General features: G+C 42.0%; 20 protein-coding genes and 1 pseudogene. 12 read left to right on the top strand and 9 right to left on the bottom strand.

Going from position 1 to position 21,417, the window contains the following annotated elements; genetic code table 11:
* Positions 1–141: 141 nt before the first annotated feature.
* A complete protein-coding gene (locus tag I6E61_RS11645) occupies positions 142–1,134 on the bottom strand; it encodes a DUF3025 domain-containing protein (RefSeq protein ID WP_197134940.1) in 993 nt (330 codons plus the stop codon).
* 111 nt (positions 1,135–1,245) lie between these two features.
* Between I6E61_RS11645 and I6E61_RS11650 the strand changes: the two genes are divergently transcribed.
* On the top strand, positions 1,246–1,962 hold the full coding sequence (locus tag I6E61_RS11650) for a metal-dependent hydrolase (protein WP_197134941.1): 717 nt from the start codon (positions 1,246–1,248) through the stop codon (positions 1,960–1,962).
* Between the two features lie 45 nt (positions 1,963–2,007).
* Complete coding sequence (locus tag I6E61_RS11655; RefSeq protein ID WP_197134942.1) at positions 2,008–2,586, top strand: YchJ family protein; 579 nt, start codon at positions 2,008–2,010, stop codon at positions 2,584–2,586.
* A gap of 24 nt (positions 2,587–2,610) precedes the next feature.
* On the opposite strand, the gene I6E61_RS11660 is transcribed toward I6E61_RS11655, so the two are convergent.
* Genes I6E61_RS11660 through I6E61_RS11670 form a run of 3 tightly spaced genes read right to left on the bottom strand, consistent with a single transcriptional unit; the run spans position 2,611 to position 5,081 of the window.
* Entirely contained in the window at positions 2,611–3,519 is a 909-nt protein-coding gene (locus tag I6E61_RS11660; protein WP_194197875.1) for a class II glutamine amidotransferase, read from the bottom strand.
* Positions 3,520–3,864: a hypothetical protein gene (locus I6E61_RS14210; RefSeq protein WP_227685858.1), complete on the bottom strand. Its 345-nt coding sequence runs from the start codon at positions 3,862–3,864 to the stop codon at positions 3,520–3,522. It lies immediately after the preceding gene.
* Between the two features lie 47 nt (positions 3,865–3,911).
* Entirely contained in the window at positions 3,912–5,081 is a 1,170-nt protein-coding gene (locus I6E61_RS11670) for a homoserine kinase (RefSeq protein ID WP_197134943.1), read from the bottom strand.
* Between the two features lie 190 nt (positions 5,082–5,271).
* Here I6E61_RS11670 and hisF point away from each other — a divergent pair, with 190 nt between their 5' ends.
* The 8 genes from hisF to glmS all read left to right on the top strand — a co-directional run bounded on the left by hisF (position 5,272) and on the right by glmS (position 13,690).
* Positions 5,272–6,054, top strand: a complete 783-nt coding sequence (gene hisF, locus I6E61_RS11675; protein WP_197134944.1) for an imidazole glycerol phosphate synthase subunit HisF — start codon at positions 5,272–5,274, stop codon at positions 6,052–6,054.
* A gap of 375 nt (positions 6,055–6,429) precedes the next feature.
* Positions 6,430–6,951, top strand: coding sequence for a 6,7-dimethyl-8-ribityllumazine synthase (gene ribE / locus I6E61_RS11680; protein WP_194197873.1), 522 nt, complete (start codon positions 6,430–6,432; stop codon positions 6,949–6,951).
* A 243-nt stretch (positions 6,952–7,194) separates the two neighbouring features.
* On the top strand, positions 7,195–8,037 hold the full coding sequence (gene nusB / locus I6E61_RS11685) for a transcription antitermination factor NusB (RefSeq protein ID WP_110923696.1): 843 nt from the start codon (positions 7,195–7,197) through the stop codon (positions 8,035–8,037).
* Between the two features lie 2 nt (positions 8,038–8,039).
* On the top strand, positions 8,040–9,071 hold the full coding sequence (gene thiL / locus I6E61_RS11690; RefSeq protein ID WP_197134945.1) for a thiamine-phosphate kinase: 1,032 nt from the start codon (positions 8,040–8,042) through the stop codon (positions 9,069–9,071).
* A gap of 3 nt (positions 9,072–9,074) precedes the next feature.
* Positions 9,075–9,656, top strand: coding sequence for a phosphatidylglycerophosphatase A (locus I6E61_RS11695; RefSeq protein WP_197134946.1), 582 nt, complete (start codon positions 9,075–9,077; stop codon positions 9,654–9,656).
* Positions 9,657–9,852: 196 nt separating this feature from the next.
* A complete protein-coding gene (gene glmU, locus I6E61_RS11700; RefSeq protein ID WP_197134947.1) occupies positions 9,853–11,229 on the top strand; it encodes a bifunctional UDP-N-acetylglucosamine diphosphorylase/glucosamine-1-phosphate N-acetyltransferase GlmU in 1,377 nt (458 codons plus the stop codon).
* Between the two features lie 112 nt (positions 11,230–11,341).
* Complete coding sequence (locus I6E61_RS11705; RefSeq protein ID WP_197134948.1) at positions 11,342–11,713, top strand: hypothetical protein; 372 nt, start codon at positions 11,342–11,344, stop codon at positions 11,711–11,713.
* 132 nt (positions 11,714–11,845) lie between these two features.
* The gene (gene glmS / locus I6E61_RS11710; RefSeq protein ID WP_197134949.1) at positions 11,846–13,690 is read left to right on the top strand and encodes a glutamine--fructose-6-phosphate transaminase (isomerizing); all 1,845 of its coding nucleotides are present in this window, start codon (positions 11,846–11,848) and stop codon (positions 13,688–13,690) included.
* 845 nt (positions 13,691–14,535) lie between these two features.
* Here glmS and I6E61_RS11715 read toward each other — a convergent pair.
* The 3 genes from I6E61_RS11715 to I6E61_RS11725 all read right to left on the bottom strand — a co-directional run bounded on the left by I6E61_RS11715 (position 14,536) and on the right by I6E61_RS11725 (position 18,185).
* Complete coding sequence (locus I6E61_RS11715; protein ID WP_197134950.1) at positions 14,536–15,939, bottom strand: aspartate ammonia-lyase; 1,404 nt, start codon at positions 15,937–15,939, stop codon at positions 14,536–14,538.
* A gap of 191 nt (positions 15,940–16,130) precedes the next feature.
* Positions 16,131–17,414 carry a dicarboxylate/amino acid:cation symporter gene (locus I6E61_RS11720; protein WP_197134951.1) on the bottom strand — a complete coding sequence of 428 codons (1,284 nt, stop codon included), beginning with the start codon at positions 17,412–17,414 and terminating at the stop codon, positions 16,131–16,133.
* A gap of 75 nt (positions 17,415–17,489) precedes the next feature.
* A complete protein-coding gene (locus tag I6E61_RS11725) occupies positions 17,490–18,185 on the bottom strand; it encodes an aspartate/glutamate racemase family protein (protein WP_197134952.1) in 696 nt (231 codons plus the stop codon).
* 115 nt (positions 18,186–18,300) lie between these two features.
* On the opposite strand from I6E61_RS11725, the gene I6E61_RS11730 reads away from it, so the two are divergent.
* Positions 18,301–19,188 carry a LysR family transcriptional regulator gene (locus I6E61_RS11730; protein WP_197134953.1) on the top strand — a complete coding sequence of 296 codons (888 nt, stop codon included), beginning with the start codon at positions 18,301–18,303 and terminating at the stop codon, positions 19,186–19,188.
* Positions 19,189–19,342: 154 nt separating this feature from the next.
* A pseudogene (locus I6E61_RS14405) lies at positions 19,343–19,501 on the top strand (TIR domain-containing protein); the annotation flags it as partial.
* 467 nt (positions 19,502–19,968) lie between these two features.
* Here the strand turns inward: I6E61_RS14405 and I6E61_RS11740 are convergent.
* Together I6E61_RS11740 and I6E61_RS11745 are read right to left on the bottom strand one after the other, a co-directional pair.
* Positions 19,969–20,784, bottom strand: a complete 816-nt coding sequence (locus I6E61_RS11740; RefSeq protein ID WP_197134955.1) for a sulfite exporter TauE/SafE family protein — start codon at positions 20,782–20,784, stop codon at positions 19,969–19,971.
* 69 nt (positions 20,785–20,853) lie between these two features.
* Positions 20,854–21,366 carry a flavin reductase gene (locus I6E61_RS11745; RefSeq protein WP_197134966.1) on the bottom strand — a complete coding sequence of 171 codons (513 nt, stop codon included), beginning with the start codon at positions 21,364–21,366 and terminating at the stop codon, positions 20,854–20,856.
* Between the last annotated feature and the right edge of the window lie 51 nt (positions 21,367–21,417).

Below are 21,417 nucleotides of genomic sequence, written 5' to 3' on the forward strand. Positions count from 1 at the left end.
CTATCATTTAACAATAACGTCCTTTTACCATAACAAATATATCAACCTTTGTTAACGTCTAGACGTAGTCAAATCGTGGCACAATCGTAAACGTAACAAAGGCTTAGCCAGTGACCCACCAATACCTTCAGTCATTTCACATTAATTACTTTTTTGGCGGCGACCACTGCGAAACACATGGTTATCATCGTAAAAACTCGAGTCAGTATTGTCTGGCCAAAAGTGTGGCACACCCAAAATAGGCAACGGTGCAAGCTGGCGCGGGGTAACATCGTCTTTTGATAATAATTCGTCCATATATTGCGCAACTTTTTCATCCAAGCAATTCATCCGCTCAGCTAACGATAAAGTAAAGAATTCTTGTGCAACATTGATGACAATGCTGTGCGCGCATAAGGGTTTTCGCGGGTATACCAACTGCTCAAGCAGTGCATGCCCAAAGATATAGACCGCCGCTTGAGCATGGCTAGTAGGCTGTTGTGGGTCGTCCCACTTAGGACGCGGTGCCACTAAACTCGCCTGCCAGTCAAAATCAACCAATGCCTCACCGATACTAGCATCAGATGTCACTAGCACCGTCCCATTCTCATCAAAGACAGTAATGGTATCGCGCACACGCCCTCTACTCGCATTGATACCTTGCGCAGCTATTTCTAGCATATGATAATAATTGAGCAACGCCTTAGTCTTCGGAAACGTCAGCCAAATACTACCGTTAAATAAATCATGCAAATTATCACGCGTCGGAATATTGCCAGTCGTCGCAATAAAGCTTTCATATGCTTCGCCTTCAGGCAGCGCATTCTGTGAGACAAACTTTAGAGTATGGGCTTGATTGTTATGAGCAGGCTTGGTGGTCGGCAGCTCTATTTGCCCATGACTGCTTTGCTGATTAAATACATTGTTTAATACACCTGCAATCACATCTATTTGCTGACCCTCATACGCCACAGCATTGTTTTGTTCGCTTGATGAACTTAGGCTTTGCCTAGCAGCGCTGATGATGCTCAGCTGATTTATATGGCACATCCATGGTGCTTGCCAATCAATGTCAGCGAAGCTTTTATCCAGCATAGGTGATATCTCAGAAGAAATATCAGCATCAAGGGTAATGGGGTAATCAGTGATAAGCATAGGAGCGTTCTCTGTTAGGCATTTGGCCACGCTATGGTATCATGGTGCGCTTTTTTACTGCTAGATACGCCGCTCGAAAGGTCTTTTTGAGCGCTATGGATAAATGATTTTATGGCAAATTTTAATACCCACCTAAATGTCGCTTTTATGGTCAGCGGCACACTGAGTTTGACGGTTTATAAGGCCGGATTGATTGATGATTCAGGCTTTTTGGTGTGCGTGGCGCTTGGGACTATTGGTGGGTTACTACCAGACTTAGATTCTGATAATTCCACACCGATTAAGCTTGGTTTTAATATTACCTCGTTTATATTTGCCTTTGGCCTGGTCATGCATTGGCGTAGTGATTTGAGCTTACTTGCATTGATAGTATTGTGGCTAGCTGGCTACGGTTTTATGCGTTATGTGGTCTTTCATATTTTTACTACTATGACTGTGCATCGCGGCGTCATACATTCTGTGCCGTATATGGCGATACTGGGACTGGGTTTGACGTGCTTGAGCTACTATGCCGTACAGCTGCCACTGACGACCAGCTGGTTTTACGGTTTATTCTTATTCGGCGGTGCGATGGTACATTTGTCATTGGACGAGCTGTATAGTGTCAATTTATCCAATATGAAAATGAAACGCTCATCAGGCACTGCGATGAAGTTTTATAAACATGACGACAAATGGTGGTATTTATTGCTATACACCTTGCTCGCTATACTGGTCTATATGGCACCGCCTTTTGAGGCGTTTTGGGCGCAGCTACGTGACCCAGCACCATGGGCACAGCTCAAAGTCGGCATATTGCCAGAGTTAATAAAAAGCATGCTGCAATAAAAGCACTTTAAAGCCGTAAAATCTAAATGATAATTAGAGTAATCTATGCAATCTTCCCTACACACTTGCCCTTGCCAAATCAGTCCATCAGTAGAGATGGTAGACGCTCCGCTATCCTACCAAGACTGCTGCCAGCCTTATCATGATGCTTTTTACAATGACGAAGTAGATAAGTTGGATGATATAAAAGCAGAGACAGCCGAACGACTCATGCGCACGCGCTATAGTGCCTTTTTTTTGGTTAAGCCAGAGTATATCGTCAAGACCACGCTACCCGCACAGCAAAAATTGCTTGATATTAAAGCGATTGAGAGTTGGGCAAAAGAGACGGACTGGGCAGGATTGGAGATTGTAGAGCACACACCCAAGCTCGGTAAACGTCATGCACAGGTTGAGTTTAAGGCTTATTTTAAAAGCCATGAGGAAATAAATAGTGGCTTAGAAGAGAAAATACAGGCACACCATGAACTGTCTGCCTTTATAAAAATAAAAAACAAGGCGGCTGGTAACAGCGAACGCTGGTACTTTTTAGATCCGACGGTTGCGATGACTGTAAGCCAAAAGCAACCGTGCATTTGCGGATCGGGTGAGAAGTTCAAGCGGTGTTGTGGAATGTATATTTAAGCAATACTAAATATTAATCAACCCCTAAACACTCGCCCCAACCGCTCGTGCAATTGCAATCCCTTCATCAACCGTCAAAAACTTGCGCTGACTTGGGCTGTCTTTATAAATGACATCGCCATCTTGAAATATCAGGCATTCATTGACCGCCAATTGTTGCCATTTTTCATTTTCAGTCAATGGTACGGTAACTAAAATGGTGACTTTATCAGCATCTGTCGTCACATCGCCAAAGTTAATCGCCAAGTCATCGTCAGCCAATTTCGCTTCACCAAATGGTGCCTTACGCGTGAGATAAAACAATAAGCTCCCTGCATAAGCCAGTTGCCACCTGCCATTTGATATCAAGCAATTAAATAAGCCATTAGCAGATAAATAGCGACATTGCGTGGTCAGAAAGTTAAACAGTGTCTGATCATCAGGACGAGTTTTAAAGCTGCTTTTTAGACGATTGACCAAATAACAAAATGCCATTTCGGAGTCAGTTGAACCAACTGGTTGGCAGTGTGAGCCATTACCATTGTCTTGCAAACGCTGACAACGTTTAATAAATTCGCTATTCATCTGCCCATTGTGCGCAAACACCCACTGCTCACCCCAAACTTCACGGACGAATGGATGCGTGTTAGCTAAGCAGTTTTGTCCTTGGGTGGCCTTACGAATATGCGCAATGACGTTCATGGCTTTGATTGGGTAGTTATTGACCAAGTCGGCCACTGGTGACAGATGGCTAGGGCGATTGTCATGAAACAGACGCAGTCCCGTTGAGTCATTTGCCGCTTTATCACTATTCACACAGTCACTGCGTTCAAAAAACGCAATGCCAAAACCATCTTCGTGACTGTCAGTCATACCACCGCGCTTGCGAAACCCTGCAAAGCTAAAACCAATATCCGTTGGGGTGTTACAGTTCATTCCTAAGAGTTGACACATTTAATCGTTACCGCCATTGTTATTATTAATCGAGTCATCATTTATTATCGGGTTGCTTTGCGTAGAGTTACTTTGAGCATCAGATAACGCATCAAAGTCAGCATCACTCATTTCATCCAGTAAGGCAGCACCATCAGCTGGAATGGTCGCTAAGATACGCTGAGCTGCTACCAAATCCGTATCTTGTACCCACAGCACCGCCCCTGAGTTCATACCAGGAATGCTACTTAGCGCTTGCATCGATACTGTAATGTTATTATTTCTCAGCAAATTGGCATGCAGCTCGCCTTGCATATTGGTGTCGTAGCGTGCCAGTTTGTGCCAGTTATCAACTTGATCGGTCATGGGATCGCCTTATAGTTTTGGTACCAGAATAAATGAATAAGCAATGCTTACGACAATTGATCTAGCGTATATTCTTTGATTGCGAACTCACTACTATTGCTCAATTTTTCACGGGCTTGCTCAGCTTGCGTGATACTGCTAAAAACACCAATTATCTGATTGTCTGATGCCGTACCAGAAAGCACAAACACGGTATTTTGCGATTTTTCAACATGCGCCCAATGATAAGCGGCCAGACGTTTCATCAAGTCAGGGTTTTTGACCATGATGTTATCACCCGTACGACCTTCAGTACGGTTGTAATGGATGACATTTAAACGTAGCAACCAAAAAATCACTGCCGCTTTGGCTAGCATAACAGGTAAGGCGCGTTTTTCATCAAGGCCAAGTGAGCGTTTAGACTCATACCCTTGCAAGAATGCCGCCATTTTACTGCGGTCAAAATTCACCGATTCGCCTTGCTCAGCCATGCCCCACGTCGTGCAAAAGTCATTGATGGTAATGGCAATATCCATTACATAATGCTCAACACTGACCTCGGTAAAGTCTAATAAACCAGTGAGACGCTCTTCCCCTTTTTGCAGATTCCATAGGGTGTTGTCCGCAAACATATCCAAATGACACAAACCATTTGGCAACGTTGTCAGTGGCAACTCTGTGTAAGAACGCCAAATATCACTCATCAGCTTGGCTTCGTCACCTGGCATAAACTGCATTTCACGATCGCGTACATCTGCCCACGGGTATAAAGGTACGCCATACTGTTCAGCAGGTTGTAATGCTTGCAGTGTCTCATGCAACATCGCTAGCGCAGCACCGATATCATGGCACATCGCTTGCGTGGTTTGCTCTGGATGCGACCCTGCTAGGCATGGCACTAGCGTAATAGCTTTGTCTTCGTAATGAATGACATAGCGTTTATCATCGTCATCCGTTTGAACACTATTGGATTCAATAACGGATAACGGTGCGGCAACCGGTAGCTTACCGTCTAACTGATCGAGAATAACCGCCATTTTTTCGATATCAGCAGGTGGACGCTCTTCGAATAAAGTCAATACATAAGAATATGCGCCATCTACATCGTCAGTCGTTTGAATAAACCAGTTTGAGTTTTTTATCCCTTGGGTAATCGGAATAGCACGCACGAAAGATACGCCAAAGCTCTGGCAAAAGGCGGCAAACTGATTATCGGTTAACTGGGTATAAACGGACATGACATCTCACTTTTGGCAATTGAATAAGAAGTTAAATAGAATAAATTTAGACGGTAATCACAGCAATTGTACCGCGCATGAGCAAACTATGGCGAAATGCATAATAATCTTACGAAAACCTGCCTGAGACGGCGGTGTTTTTGCTAGACTAGCGCCTATAGAATGAATTGATTATAAGGTGAAAGACCCTATGTTAGCAAAGCGTATCATTCCTTGTTTGGACGTTGATAATGGCCGTGTGGTCAAAGGCGTACAATTTGTCGATATCAAAGACGCAGGCGACCCTGTCGAAGTAGCCAAACGCTACAACGAACAAGGTGCTGATGAGATTACTTTTTTAGACATTACGGCGACCAATGATGAGCGCGATACCACTTATCATACCGTTGAGCGCATGGCCGAGACGGTATTCGTCCCTCTCACAGTCGGCGGCGGGGTGCGTAAAATCGCTGATATCCGCAATTTACTCAATGCGGGCGCGGATAAAGTAGCGATTAATTCAGCAGCAGTGTTTACCCCAGAGTTCGTTGGTGAAGCCTCACAGAAATTCGGCAATCAATGTATCGTCGTTGCCATCGATGCCAAGCGTGTTGCTGATATCAATATTAATGGCATTATCGTCCCGCGTTGGGAGATATTCACTCACGGTGGTCGTAAGCCAACTGGCATCGATGCGGTTGCTTGGGCGAAAAAGATGGCTGATCTGGGTGCAGGCGAATTATTAGTCACCTCGATGGACGGTGACGGCACCAAAAAAGGCTATGACTTAGCCCTCATGCAACAAATCACTAGCCAAGTGAATGTACCAGTCATTGCCTCAGGCGGCGTCGGCAACTTACAACATTTAGCCGAAGGCGTATTAGAAGGCGGCGTCGATGCAGTACTCGCAGCCAGCATCTTCCATTTTGGTGAATACACAGTACAAGAAGCCAAAGCATATATGGCAGCGCAAGGGATACAAATGCGTCTATAGTCAATCATATATAAATTAGATAGAGCGTTAGGCGTGCTGAACCTAGTATTTTTAGTATTTTCACTCGCCTACCCTGTATTTAAATGTGATTGAGCCGACCAAGGCGTATTTGATATTCGACCATGGCAGTGCCCATTTATAAATGTCTAATACGCCCCATATAACACACTGGTAAAATACAAATAAATTAGAAAAAAATGTTATCATAGCGCTAACCACTTATTTTCGTTCATTTAACTGCCGATTTCTTTGATTATCAGTATCTATTGAATAACAAGCCAAACCATCGAACCTGTTATTTGAACGCATCACTATATTTAGCGACTCATTTACGCCCACATCTTTATTAAAAGCCAAATAAGCAAAGGATTTTTTATGTCAAATCTACAACAGCAACGCAATGACGTGACTCATATCGACGGTAATTTACATCAAAACAAAGACGTTCGTATTGGTATCGTAGTCGGTCGTTTTAATGGTTTTGTGGTTGAATCATTGGTAGATGGTGCAATTGATGCACTACTACGTCATGGTGTATTGGGTAGCAATATCACGGTTATTCGTGTGCCTGGTGCTTTTGAATTACCATTGGTTGCCCAACGTGCTGCTGAGTCTGATCGCTTTGATGCCATCGTTGCTTTAGGCGCGATTATTCGTGGTAGCACGCCGCATTTTGACTTCGTCGCAAGCGAATCTGCAAAAGGCCTGAGTGCTGTAGCGATGGATTACAACATTCCAGTCGCAAACGGCGTATTGACCACTGATAGTATTGAGCAAGCGATTGAGCGTGCTGGTACGAAAGCTGGTAACAAAGGCTCAGAAGCGGCAATGGTTGTCATAGAAATGCTTGCTGTTTTATCACAGCTAGATATTGATGACGAAAGTGATGATGCTTAGTTTTATTGATCGTTAGTATTGACCGTTAGACAGTCTCTATTTGACTGTCTATCGGTCTTATTAGCACAGGTAAGCAGTGCTATTTAAGCAGCACCTATAAGTAATATTGTTTGTGAAGTTGATGGGGTTATGGTTATTACGATAGCCCTCACCCTGTAACTCCAGTATCCAAGACTGACTGGCAAAACGTGCCAGCCGACCACTATTTAACATTCTATTTCAAAATTCAGGTATTGACCCCTTATGACTGACCAACTCAAGCACGCTATTAATGCTGCGAAAACCGCACAAATCAATGATAAACAAGCGGAAGCTACTCGTATAGCGAGCAGCAGTGCGGGTGATCAAACCTTCGATATGAGTGAGTCTTCTTATAAGACCAGTCACACTGCCATTCGTAAGGCGCGCCGCTTTGCAATGCAAGGTCTATACGAGTGGCTCGTCACTGATCGCCGTTTTGATGTAGACGGCAAGCTCGGTTGGAAAGCCAATGCGCCGCATGATATCGCTGCCCGTACGCGCGCGACCAATGCCATGCACACCGTACATATCGGCTACTATCACGAAATGATGCGTGATATCCCGGAGCAAATTGAAGCGTTGGATGCTCTAATTCTTCAGCATCTTGACCGCGACATTGATAAGTTGGACACCGTTGAGCACGCTATTTTGCTTATTGGTACTTATGAGCTGCAGAATCGCTTAGAGATTCCTTATAAGGTAGTACTTGATGAAGCGATGAAACTTAACAATCATTTCGGTGCCACTGATGCTCATAAATTGATTAATGCGGTACTAGACAGAATGGCTGTTGAGCTACGCGCTACTGAAGTAGAATCAGACACCAAAGCCAACCTGCGTACATCACAAAAATCAGCGGCTAAACAGGCTCAAGTGAAACCAGTTGATAGCACAGAAGCCACAAACGAAAGCGCTATTGATGACAGCCCAACTGCATCAAACAAACCTCGTATTAGCGCAAATAACACTAGTGTCAAACGCAATAGCGCTAGTAAAGCCAGTGCAAATATTAGCGAGTTTAAAGCGAGCAAAAAAGACGCTGACGATGCTAAAAAACAAGACTAGCCATGAATGAATTTGAGCTGATTGAGCGTATATTTTCGCAAATACAAGCGGCACATGCACCATTAACTGGTATCGAAAAAGGTATCGGTGATGATGCAGCTGTCATGGCAATGCCTGCAGGGTCACGCTTGGTCAGCTGTATTGATACATTGGTTCAAGGTCGACATTTTAGTGCTGATTGGCAGCACGTCAACGAGCTGGCATTTGCGATTGGTTATAAATCGGTTGCCGTCAACGTTTCAGACATTGCTGCAATGGGTGCGACCCCGCATAGTATTTTATTAGCATTAGCATTACCTAAGCAACTTGCCAATGAAAAATGGCTCACTGAATTTGCCAAAGGCTTATTTCATGCCTGCCAGTTATTTGGTGTGACGCTTATTGGCGGTGATACCACACGCAGTGAGAACTTGGTACTGAGTGTCAGCGCACAAGGATTGCTTGCCGCAGACACGCCAGCTGTATATCGTTCGGGTGCACAAGTTGGTGATAAGATTTATGTATCAGGGACGATTGGCGATGCCAGTTATGCCCTGCAACATCCTGACAGTACCCAAGGTAAAGAGTTGGCTCACAGGTTACATATGCCAACGCCCCGTATCGCCTTAGGGGCAGCATTGGCAAAGATTGGCGCAACGGCGATGATAGACATCTCTGATGGCCTTTATCAAGATATTGGGCATATCTGTCAGCAAAGCAAAATAGGTATGCGTATTAATCTAGAGCTGTTGCCTACTAGCGAACCATTGGCAACTATTGATTTATCTGAGCGCTTGTTATGCCAACTGGCAGGTGGTGATGATTATGAATTGGCATTTACTCTACCTGCACATATTGAACCGCCGATTGGCAATACACCTGTTACCTGTATCGGTGAAGTAATCGCACTGGCAGATGATCTAGTGACAGATGCAAACAGGTCTATAGCATTACACCCTACACTGTATTATCAAAATCAGCCAATCACACCAACTCAGCACGCGCCATTTGCAACATGGCCCAACCTTACTGGTTACCAACATTTTACAGGTTAGCCCATGACTGATCACGATTTATCCAAGCCTGATATCAGCAAAGCCAATGACTGCCCACCATTGCCTAAGAATGCCAGTGCTCTTGACCGTATGGTCTATTGGTTAGGTATTGGTTTGGGCAGTGGTCTGCCGCGCCGTGCACCTGGCACTTGGGGTACTGTTGGTGGGTTAATCATTGCCATACCACTGATGAGCTTGGGCTTCATACCTTTTCTAATTCTGACCATTCTATCTTGTATTTTTGGCGTTTGGATCTGTGGACGTACTTCTGAGCTGATGCAGGGTCATGATGACCCGCATATCGTCTGGGATGAATGGTCTGGTATCTGGATTACCCTGCTGCCTTTCTCTTACATGGGTGTCGCAGCCACAAACTTTTGGCAAGATGTCTCTCAAGAGCTTTCTATTTTCGCCATTGTTATCGCTTTTATACTCTTTCGGTTTTTTGACATTATTAAGCCGCCGCCGATTGGATGGGCCGATAAAAAGGTCGCTGGTGGCTTAGGTATTATGCTTGATGACATCATCGCAGGTATCATGGCAGCAGTATTATGGGTAGTGGTTATGTTGGGTGTACTATTATAAGTAACCATACCCGCTATGATAGTGAGTGATCACAACATAACCTCTTATGCCAGCAATTTGAATGCTATCCTCTGGCATAGATGATTTATTTATCCTTATCAGATTGCATTACAAAGCCTGCACATCACAGCATTTTTCTGAATGAACATTTGCGCTATAATTCAATATTATACTTTGTTACATTTGTAGGGCTACTATGACATTTCCTCTCTCGGTAATCATCCTCGCTGCCGGTAAAGGCACGCGTATGCAATCAGCTAAGCCAAAAGTCCTTCAGACCTTGGCAGGTAAATCTTTGCTGAGTCACGTCTTAGACACCTGTCATAAGCTAACTGTCAACGAGACCATTATTGTTCATGGCTTTGGCGGCGACCAAGTTAAATCGGAGATTATCGATCAGTATACGCAATCGTCAATTACTTGGGTTGCTCAGACTGAACAGCTAGGAACAGGCCATGCGGTCAAAGTGACGCTGTCTGATTTACCGAAAGAAGGACAAAGCCTTATTCTCTATGGTGATGTGCCTTTGGTGAGCCATCAAACTCTATCAGCGCTGAAGACAGCCAATACTAATGGCATGTCTATGCTGACTTTGACGGTGGATAATCCATTTGGATTAGGTCGTATCAAACGTGACCAAGCAGGCAATATCACTGCCATCGTTGAACAGAAAGATGCCAGTGCCGACGAGCAGCAGATTCAAGAGATTAATAGCGGCATTTATTGTGTCGACAATGCCCTACTACATAAATATTTACCCGAGCTATCTAACGATAACGCCCAACAAGAATACTATCTTACCGATATTGTCAAAATGGCAGTCGCTGATGGTATTACGATTGCAGCGATTGAACCTGAGCATACCTTTGAAATTGAGGGTGTCAATAACCGTAAACAGCTTGCCAGCTTAGAACGTACATGGCAAAGTAAACTAGTATCTGACTTGCAAGAAGCGGGCGTACAGTTTGCTGACCCTACCCGTGTCGATATTCGTGGTACGTTGACAGCAGGTCAAGATGTGTTTATCGACGTCGGTGTCGTATTCGAGGGCAATTGCACGCTAGGTGACAACGTCTATATTGAAGCAGGCTGTGTTATTAAAAACTCCCAACTCGGTAATGCTTGTCATATAAAGCCTTACTGCGTCATCGATCGCGCTGAGATTGGTGCGGGTGTCGATGTTGGTCCGTTTGCTCATTTGCGTCCTGACACGGTATTGTCCGATAACAGTAAAGTCGGTAATTTTGTAGAAATTAAAAAATCGATCATCGGTCAAGGCAGCAAAATAAACCACTTAAGTTACGTCGGTGATGCCACCGTCGGTACGGGCGTCAATATCGGTGCTGGTGTCATCACCTGTAATTATGATGGTGCTAATAAATCACAAACCATTATTGAAGACAATGCCTTTATCGGCTCTAACGCTAGCTTAGTTGCACCAGTTACGATTGGTGACACAGCAACGGTCGCGGCAGGCTCTGTAATTACCAAAAACGTGGACGCTAGTGCATTGGCATTTGGCCGCGCGCGACAAACTCAAAAAGACAACTTTCAACGACCGACTAAAAAATAGTAGGTTCATTAATAGTCAGTTTCATCGAAGTCATATTTGAGTAGATATCATTCTTACGATAGTTTCTATGCTACTGCCCAACCTAAGTAAGCATACTTCAAGAGTGCAGACTATGAAAAGACTATTCGTTACTATGCTGTTGTTAGCCAGCTTGACGTCGTTTTCAGTAGCGTCAGCTAGTACCACTATAGAATACGATGCAGAGTGCAAATACTTTGACGCTAAGAAAGTATTAAAATACTCAGGTAAATGCCATTTTAATTGGGGTGTTGGAATGAACCCTAAGCCTAATGGCATAATGTCAACATATCAGCGTTATATCCTGACTTACCCTAATGGCAATGAAGTTTGGATATTTATCAATGATGATGACTCTGCTACTGTAAACGATATTCCAGCGATGTCTTTAAAAGCAAAAATCGGCTACGAGAAAGTTAAAACGACTCAAGGTGAAATATTTGAATTTACCAAGGGTTCAGAATAAATAGATTTGATGGCAGATAAAAATAAACATATTTTACGATAAAGCTCAGACCATGTTGGTTCTAGCACTTCATAAAAAGCATTTAAATAATAGACATAGCAGTAATCAAAAATAATCAGTTAAGGAATAGCCATGTGTGGAATTGTAGGGGCAGTTGCTGAGCGTAATATCGCCAATATCTTACTTGAAGGTCTTAAACGTTTAGAGTACCGCGGCTATGATTCTGCTGGCTTAACTGTCATTCGTGATGGTGAATTACACCGTGAGCGTCAAGTGGGTAAAGTACAGGCGTTGGTCGATGCAGTCGCAGTCAATTCAGAGTTTTTTGATGGCCATATCGGTATCGCCCATACACGTTGGGCGACGCATGGCGAACCTGCACAGCGCAATGCTCATCCACATATTTCAGGTAAAATCGCTGTGGTACATAACGGTATCGTCGAGAACTACGCCGAGCTCAAAGAAGCGCTGATAGCAAAAGGCTATGAATTTACCTCACAGACAGATACTGAAGTCGTCGCGCACCTGATTAATGACATTTACAAAGCAACGTCTGACTTACTAGAAGCAGTTCGCACTGTTATTCCACTATTGCATGGTGCCTTTGCTCTTGGCATCGTACATACCGATTCTCCAGATGAGCTTATTACTGTGCGTTTAGGCTCGCCATTGGTGATTGGTGTAGGTATCGGTGAGAATTTTATCGCTTCAGACCAATTAGCACTATTACCAGTCACTAATCGCTTTATGTACTTAGAAGAAGGTGATATCGCTAAATTGACTCGTAAAAGTATTCAAGTCTATGCGGATGGAGTGGAAGTTACGCGTCAAATACATGAAATTGATGCCACACAACACAATGCAGATAAAGGTGAATTCAAACATTATATGCTCAAAGAAATCTATGAGCAGCCAGATGCCGTCGCACGTACCCTTGAAATGGGTATAGATAAAAGTGAAACCTCTAAACTGCGTGATGAATTCTTACAACGTCATGAAACGCAGCTATCAGGTATTCGCCAAGTTCAAATTCTTGCTTGTGGTACCAGCTATCACTCAGGTCTGGTCGCAAAATATTGGTTTGAGAGCCTCACCCGTATTCCCTGTTCGGTTGAAGTAGCCAGTGAGTTTCGGTATCGTAATCCCGTAGTCGTTGATAACTCACTAGTCATTTGCATCTCTCAGTCTGGTGAAACGGCTGACACTTTGTCTGCGCTACGTGATATCCAAAAGCATACCCCAGCAGGTTTGGTCAGCTTAGCGTTATGTAATGTTCCTACTTCATCATTGGTGCGTGAAACAGATATTTTCTTACCAACACTAGCAGGTCCTGAGATTGGCGTCGCATCGACTAAGGCGTTTACTGCTCAGCTTGCAGCTCTCATGTTATTAATCATGAAAGTGGGTGTCGTTCAACAGCGCATGACTGATGATTATTTAAGCAAATTGATTGGTGAGCTACAACTATTGCCAGGTCAATTGCATGCCAGCTTAAACCTTGACGCACCTATCAAAATCATGAGCGAAAGCTTTGAAGATAAAAGAAGCTGCTTATTCTTAGGCCGTGGCTTACAGTTCCCTATTGCATTAGAAGGCGCATTAAAGCTTAAAGAAATTTCGTATATTCATGCAGAAGGCTATGCCGCAGGGGAGCTAAAACATGGCCCATTGGCATTGGTTGATAAAGACATGCCAATCGTCGTATTAGCGCCTAAAGACAGCATGTTTGATAAGCTTAAAGCCAACATGCAAGAGGTACACGCACGTCATGGTGAGTTGTTTGTATTTGCCAGCGAATCCAGCCAAATGGTTGCAGAAGATAGATTGCACGTGGTCTATGTACCAGATGTTTGTGAGACACTAGCGCCCATCATCTATAGCGTACCTGTACAGCTATTGTCGTATCATGTGGCAGTGATGCGTGGTACTGACGTCGATCAGCCTAGGAACTTGGCCAAGAGCGTCACAGTCGAATAGTATGAGCAGTCACTTTTCATTTGCTGTCTGCGAGTAACAAAGTATCATACTATTGATTATGAAGTTTACCCCTGCTATTGTTAAATCAACATTAGCAGGGGTTTTTTATGCTCTCAAAAAATATGAAAAGTGGCTTACAGAAGGTAGAGGTCAGAGTGAGCTTGCTAACTATAAACCCTAGATAAAAATTTCCGATACATCCTCATTGACTCTAGCCACCCTCAGTCTGCGATAGCCAAAATATTTTTTGATTATGTATTTGGAGTAGATGATGGTAGTTTTTATTACACTCTTGATGAGCTATTTGGTCCATATAGGTCTCAGAGAGCTTGAGAGCAAGTAAGTTATACAACTCTAGGAAATACTAGAAGTACTAATTATTCAGTCAAAATAACTCTTGATATCAAACAATCATGATTTACCGATGTCTAAATCTTTTATGATACTTGTCCTAGCCATGACACTTTTATTTTGAATTGACTATAGAGCAAGGATAGGTTTCTTACTATAGTCAGTTGAAAACAAAATGGTTACGACTCCATCAAACGCACTACTGGTATAAATCTTACTTGCTTGCTCTGTTTACGCTGACAGAGGCTGCGCAAAATTCATCCTAGTAGTGCTATAACACTTTTGAAATATATCGACTATGTTGTCATAGTTTATTTTATTAAAAAATATAGACATTACTCTTTTATAGCGAATGATAAAAGCAATTAAAAGAAATTTTCTCTAAATTTAGTCATCAAAGTTATTTTGATATGTTAGATTTGATATTCTTCTCGTTTTATAATGTATACATCTAATGTCAATATACCTTTTAGAGCTTAATTTAATACATCTATTTAAATGCTACTGACCATGCCGTTAGGCGATAAAATTGTTGCCAACTCTTCTTCACTTAGCAGCCCCTCTTGCTTGACTAGTTCAGCAACCCCTAAGCCACTGAGCAAAGCTTGTCCCGCAATGCGGCTCGCATTGTCGTAACCAATGTGGGGCACGAGTGCAGTGACAATGCCGATACTGTTTTCTACGTGCTGGGCGCAACGTTCTTTATTAGCAGTAATACCCTGAATACATAGTTCGTCTAGCATGCAAATTGACTTCTCTAACATCCGCGCGTTATTCAATAGGTTATAAATAATCAGCGGCTCCATAGCGTTTAGCTGTAATTGCCCTGCCTCAGCCGCCATAGTAATCGTCATATCGGTACCCATTATTTGAAAGGCAGTTTGATTCATCGCTTCAGGAATTACGGGATTTACCTTACCTGGCATAATGGACGAGCCTGGTTGCATGGCAGGTAGATTAATTTCACCGAAACCGGTGCGTGGCCCACTCGATAATAGGCGTAAATCATTGCTTAGCTTAGATAACTTAATAGCTAAGCGCTTCAGTGTACCCGAGAAGGTAAGAAAAGCTCCCATATCAGCACTAGCTGCTACAAGGTCTTCTGCAAGCCTTACACGTAAACCACTGATAGCGGCTAATTCACTGATAGCCAAATGAGCGTAGCCTTTTGGCGCATTGATACCAGTACCAATAGCAGTACCACCTAAGTTTACTTCACATAGTTGCCGGCAGCTGTGGTCAATGCGGGCTGTTTCACCTCCTAAGTCACTGGCAAAGGCGTTGAATTCTTGACCCAAGGTCATAGGTACCGCATCTTGCATTTGGGTGCGACCCATTTTGAGAACTTCGTTAAACTCTTGTCCTTTAGTAGCTAAGCTCAGTTGTAGCTTGGCTACAGCTTTTTTGAGAGGCTGTGCAGACAGTATGATCGCTAAGCGTGCAGCGGTAGGATAGACGTCATTGGTTGACTGAGAGCGGTTAACATCATTATTCGGGTGTAAATATTCATATTGACCGTACTCAAATCCCATCTTAGTTAAGCCAATATTGGCAATTACTTCGTTGGCATTCATGTTAGTCGAAGTACCCGCACCCCCTTGAATTAAATCGACAATAAACTGTTCATGATACTCACCACCAATAATCTCTGCACAAGCCTCAGTAATTGCTTTAGTCTTGTCATCACTGAGTAAACCATGTTGGTGATTAGCTTTAGCAGCAGCAAACTTAACCATAGCTAATGCTGTAACTAGTTCAGAAAAATGGCTGATTGGCACTCCCGTGACATTGAAGTTTTGTTGTGCCCGTTGCGTTTGAATACCATATAAAGCAGTAGCAGGAACGGTTTGTTCGCCAAGTAAGTCTTTTTCAATTCTGTGAAATTTAGTGGACTTCATAATTTTAAGCCTTCTTAGCCATATTATGTTTCTATTCGGTAAAGTGAATTTTATAACTACAATTGTCATCATGAATATAGTTATTAAAATTGAAATAACTAAAATCTATTGAGCACATAACCTAGTCTTTGTGCTCAACTTGACAACTATCTATTAAAATTAATACATTTACATTCCAATTTATAATTATTTTATAAACTTTTATTGATAATTGATCCTTGTCCAGAATAGTTGTAAATTGACTCGTCTAACTCTTTCTCACTCTTACCGACTAGAACAGAAACCATCAAATCACCGCAAACATTCACACTAGTTCGTGCCATATCGAGTATACGGTCAATACCGGCGACTATGGCCAGACCTTCTAGTGGCAGACCTACAGTAGTGAGAACTAGAGATAGCATGATAAGACCAGCACCAGGAACCCCAGCTGTTCCAATGGACGCCAAAGTCGATGTCATGATAATTAAAACATAATCAGAAAAGGCAAGGTCAATACCGAATGCTTGAGCGATAAAAAGTGCACAGACACCCTGATAAAGCGCTGTACCGTCCATGTTTATAGTAGCTCCCACCGGAAGAACAAAGCTAGATACGCCTTCCGATACACCCAACTCTTCACGCGCCGCCTTGATAGTAGCTGGTAAAGTACCTGAACTGCTAGTTGTAGTAAAAGCAATTACAGCTGGGTTAATTATTCCTTTCAAATAACGCATAGGATTAAGGCGTCCCAAGATACTCAATAAACTAGTACAAAACACGAGCACATGAATTAAGCAACCAATGTAAACTAAGGCAATCACTTTGATTAATGGCACTAGGACATCTAAACCATACTTACCAGCCACCCAAGCCATTAAACCAAAAACACCATAAGGTGCCAGTTTCATAACCAGCTCGGTTAGTTTATACATAGCTTCAGCCAAACTTTCAAACAGTTGTATAGCAGGTTTGGCTTTTTCACCGCAAAGCACTAATGCCACACCTAAGCTCAGAGCAAATACTATTATTTGTAAAATGTCGCCCGCCGCTAGTGCACCCACTGGGTTCTGCGGTACTAGGTTAAGCAAAGTTTCAATAAAGGTCGGCGCTTCTTCACTCGCAGCAGCAACGTCAGTTACAACCATATTAAGCCCTTTCCCTGGTTCAAATAGGAAGCCTAATCCAAGACCAATAGTGATCGCTACAGCAGTCGTTCCTAAGTAAAGAGTGACTGTTTTTATAGCGATACGACCCATTTTGCGAATGTCCTTCATTGAAGTCACGCCTACGATCAGCGAGAAAAACACTAGAGGCACAATTAGCATCTTAATGGCGTTGATAAAGAGTGTTCCGATTGGTTTTAATATTTCAGCATCGGGACCTAAGATCACACCGGCAACTATTCCTAATACCATGCCTATCAGGATTTTTTTCCAAAGTGAGAGTCGACCCCAGAAATTGGAACGGTCTTGTTTTATGTTTGTATCATTCATTATTGTTTCCTTCCATTTCATTAACTCTGTCCATAATATTTCCATTATTCAAATTGATATAATTACCACGTTTTTTTAAACATATTCCTTAGCCCAGTTAACACATTGCTGAGCAAGTATATCTAATGAGTCTAAACATTGATTTGGCATGTCTTTTTCAAGTTGAGCTAATGCAATTGGAATTTCTGTACATCCTAATATCACTGCGTCAGCTTTCTGAAGTATCATGGCATTGAAAATAGGCTCTATTAACTTCGTACCATTTTCAATATTCCCAGATTTGACTTCATTAATTCCATTCATAACAGACGTTTGTTGTTCTTCATCAGGAATAAGAACATGAATGCCTTTGGCTTCCAAAGCTTCCTGATAGAGCTGAGCTTTAATTGTTGCATTAGTTGCTAATACCGCAATATTTTTATAACCAATATCACAAATTTTGTTCACTACGCTATCAATGATACTTATCGTATGAATGTTGCTGTCTTGCGTTAATCTTCTATACCAAAAATGAGCGGTATTACATGGAATAACGATACAGCTGGCTCCGGCCACAGTAAGCTCTTGAAAGCCAATTCTTAATTGTTCAAAAGGATCATTCTCTCCAGTCATGATGAAAGTCGTTCTATCTGGTACTTGAGGTATATTCCTTATAAGCATGGGTATATGCTCCTGGTCTGTTTTAGCAGGAGTAAGAGTAATCACTTTCTTCATAAATTCAGCTGTAGCTAAAGGTCCCATACCACCTAGTACGCCCAATATTTTATTCATTTTGAGAAACCAGAATATAAACGATAGGGACTAATCTATATGATTACTTGTCTTTTGATAAATGCTATTATCCTTAACCATATGCATAAATTGCATAATGTCAGAGGAAGTAGTTATGAATATTGAAAGTAAATGGCTAGAAGATTTTCTTATTCTTGCGGAAGTCAGAAGCTTTTCAAAAGCAGCACAAATCCGAAATATGACGCAACCGGCATTTAGTCGTCGAATTCAATCACTCGAAGAAACAGTAGGCTCGCAACTCATTGATAGAAGCAATGTGCCAATCAGCCTCACTCCTGTTGGTAGTGTATTCAGAACATCAGCTAGAAATTTAATGGGACAAATAACAGAGACGATAAATCATTTGAAGGGGCTATCAAATCTTGATGGAAGAGTAATCAAGGTTGCTGCGGCGCATTCACTAGCTAATAGTTTTGCCTCTAAATTGCATGACATTGCATCAGATATCATAGGATCTTCAATTTTGAATATTGAGGCTATCGATGTAGATCGTGCGATCGAAGCTTTGCAAGATGGTGAGTGTGACATATTGCTTTCATTTCATAATGAATTATTGAACCTACCACCTTACTTATCATTACTTATTGGTGAAGCAAAATTATTACCGGTATCCGCCTGCGACAATAAAGGTTTACCACTATATAAGTTTTCAGAAGAAAAGCCCTGTCCTTATTTATCGTATAGTCACAATTCTTATATGGGTAGACAAATTGAAAAAGTTAGGTCGAAAGTAAATCTTAATATTGTATTCTCTTCATCAATGACAGATTTGTTGAAACAACAGGTAATAAACGGAAAAGGTATTGCTTGGCTACCTGACTATGCTATAGAAAAGGAACTTGAAACAAAGCAACTAACAATTATTGGTAATTATGAGTTGGTCTTACCTATTTCTTTTTATGCATATCGCTATCAGGCCCGTTTACATGAGTCAGGAGAACGCTTTTGGAATGAATTGGCAAAATTACAAGTAGGTGAATAATGTCTGTAGAATTGAATCACCTATGTTATTAGTTCAGCAAGACTATCGATTGGATAGGAGATATCTTTCTTATGAATACTTCTACAACCAATGACCAACCTACAATTATCTATTTTAGGTTCACTGTATAATGTAGAAAGCGGAAGCAGTTACAACTTCTGACTTCGATTTAGCTATTATGAGTGGTGATGATATTGTTATTTCAAAAGATGAAGAGTTCCCCACTACACGCGATAACACTATATTTAAATTAGGGTTATTCATGGGGTTTCTTGGAAGACAATGTACTTTGATAGCTATTCTCACAGGTTAAGAGTCAAAACTTGCAAATGATCTACAAAGCCTGACCTCACTGAACTACACAGGTAAAGGAAAGCATCTCGAGACAGGTAACTTGGTAACTAAACTCGTAAGAATCATGAAAGAACAAAGGGTTAAGTGATAGTCGTTCAAATTACCCATTTAGTGGACAGTTAATAATTGGCTCTTTTAGCATCAAACTGAAAATATTGGTTTTAAATTAACTTTTCGAAATAGTGAGTATGATACTTTATTACTCGTAAAAGCACTAAGCTATTGTATTATCACTTTTCAGTATGATACTTTATTATTTTTAGTGTTGATTGACGATTAGCAAAATCAATGCTTTATGTTTATCTCAGTATGATACTTTATTACTCTCTGACATTTGCTTAAGAGTGGTTAATAAATAGCCCTGCCTTAGCCTTCTTAACTGCCTCCTGCTAGTGTTGACTTAATACTAGCAGGAGTTTTTTATACTCAAAGCAGCCCTTTGTAAAGAAAATAACACCCTACTACGGTCAACAGTACGGCAAAGCACTTCTTTAATAATTGCGGTGATAATATATGAGCGACTTTTGCACCTAATTTAGCAGTGAAAAAGCTCATGATACTAATACCTAAAAAGGCATAAATATGAACAAAACCAATCGTATTAGGTACATCTATGTCCTTATTCATCCCAAAAAGCATAAACCCTAATGCACCTGCAATGGCAATAGGTAGGCCGCACGCAGCTGATGTGCCAACCGCTTTTTGCATCACCACACCATAACGCGTGAGATAAGGTACGGTTAAACTGCCACCACCGATACCAAAAATGGCAGAAGCAATACCGATAACCCCACCTGCCGCCAGTTGTTTAGGTTTTGAATGCAAGGCTGTATGGACATTACTGGCACTATTATTCGCTTTATTTTTGCCACCCACAAACATCTTATAGGCAACCCAAAGCAAAAACACACCAACGATAATCTGAAGATATAACCCTGATATTTGCCCTGCAATCCCTGCCCCAAAAAAACATCCTATCGCTAAGCCTGGCACTAGATTTTTGAAGACAGGCCACATGACTGCGCCTTTTTTATTGTGCGCCATTAGTGAGCTTATGGACGTGACGATAATGGTCGCCAGTGAAGTACCTAATGCCAAGTGCATGATATTGTCAGCAGGGTAACCCATTTGGGTAAAGACAATGAATAATAGTGGTACGATGATAGTGCCACCACCCACACCGAAAAGCCCCGCAGCAAATCCTGCTAGGGCACCTATGACTAAAAAAATGATTAATTCCACGGATTATTTACTTCTTAGTTAGATTTAGTGAAATGGTTACGTTATTTTCCCAACAATGAAATAGCCAATTTAAGCGATTTCTACTTGAGCCATTTGGCCTACTTGGTGATAAGCACGATTAAAATAAACCAGACTTTCTTCTCGTCCGCCTTGCTGTGCAGATTGTTTGATAGCGACAACGCGACACATAAATACACTGTGCGTCCCAACCTCTTGAATGTGCTCAATCTCACAGTCAAAACTGACCAACGCATCTTCTAATACAGGAGCGCCTGTTTGCAACTGCGTCCAAGCGCCATATTCAAAGCGCTCTGCAGAATGCAATTTAGAAGCGAATGCATTAGATATCTGTTCATGCTGTGCGCCTAACACATTGACACTTAAGATTTTATTTTCAATAAAATAGCCATGTGATCGAGACGTTTGATTCATACAGACAAGCAAGGTCGGCGGCGTGTCTGTGACGCTACATACTGCAGATGCTGTAAATCCATGAAGACCAGATGGGCCTTCTGTAGTGACAACATTTACAGCAGTCGTTAATAGAGACATTGCATCTCTAAAGTCAGTTGCTTGAATCATATCTTCAATCATTGCTTCAATCCTGAGAAACGTTAAAAAATTGTGCTTCAA

Origin of the sequence: Psychrobacter sp. NZS113 (assembly GCF_015864825.1) — a bacterium.
Taxonomy (GTDB): Bacteria; Pseudomonadota; Gammaproteobacteria; order Pseudomonadales; family Moraxellaceae; genus Psychrobacter.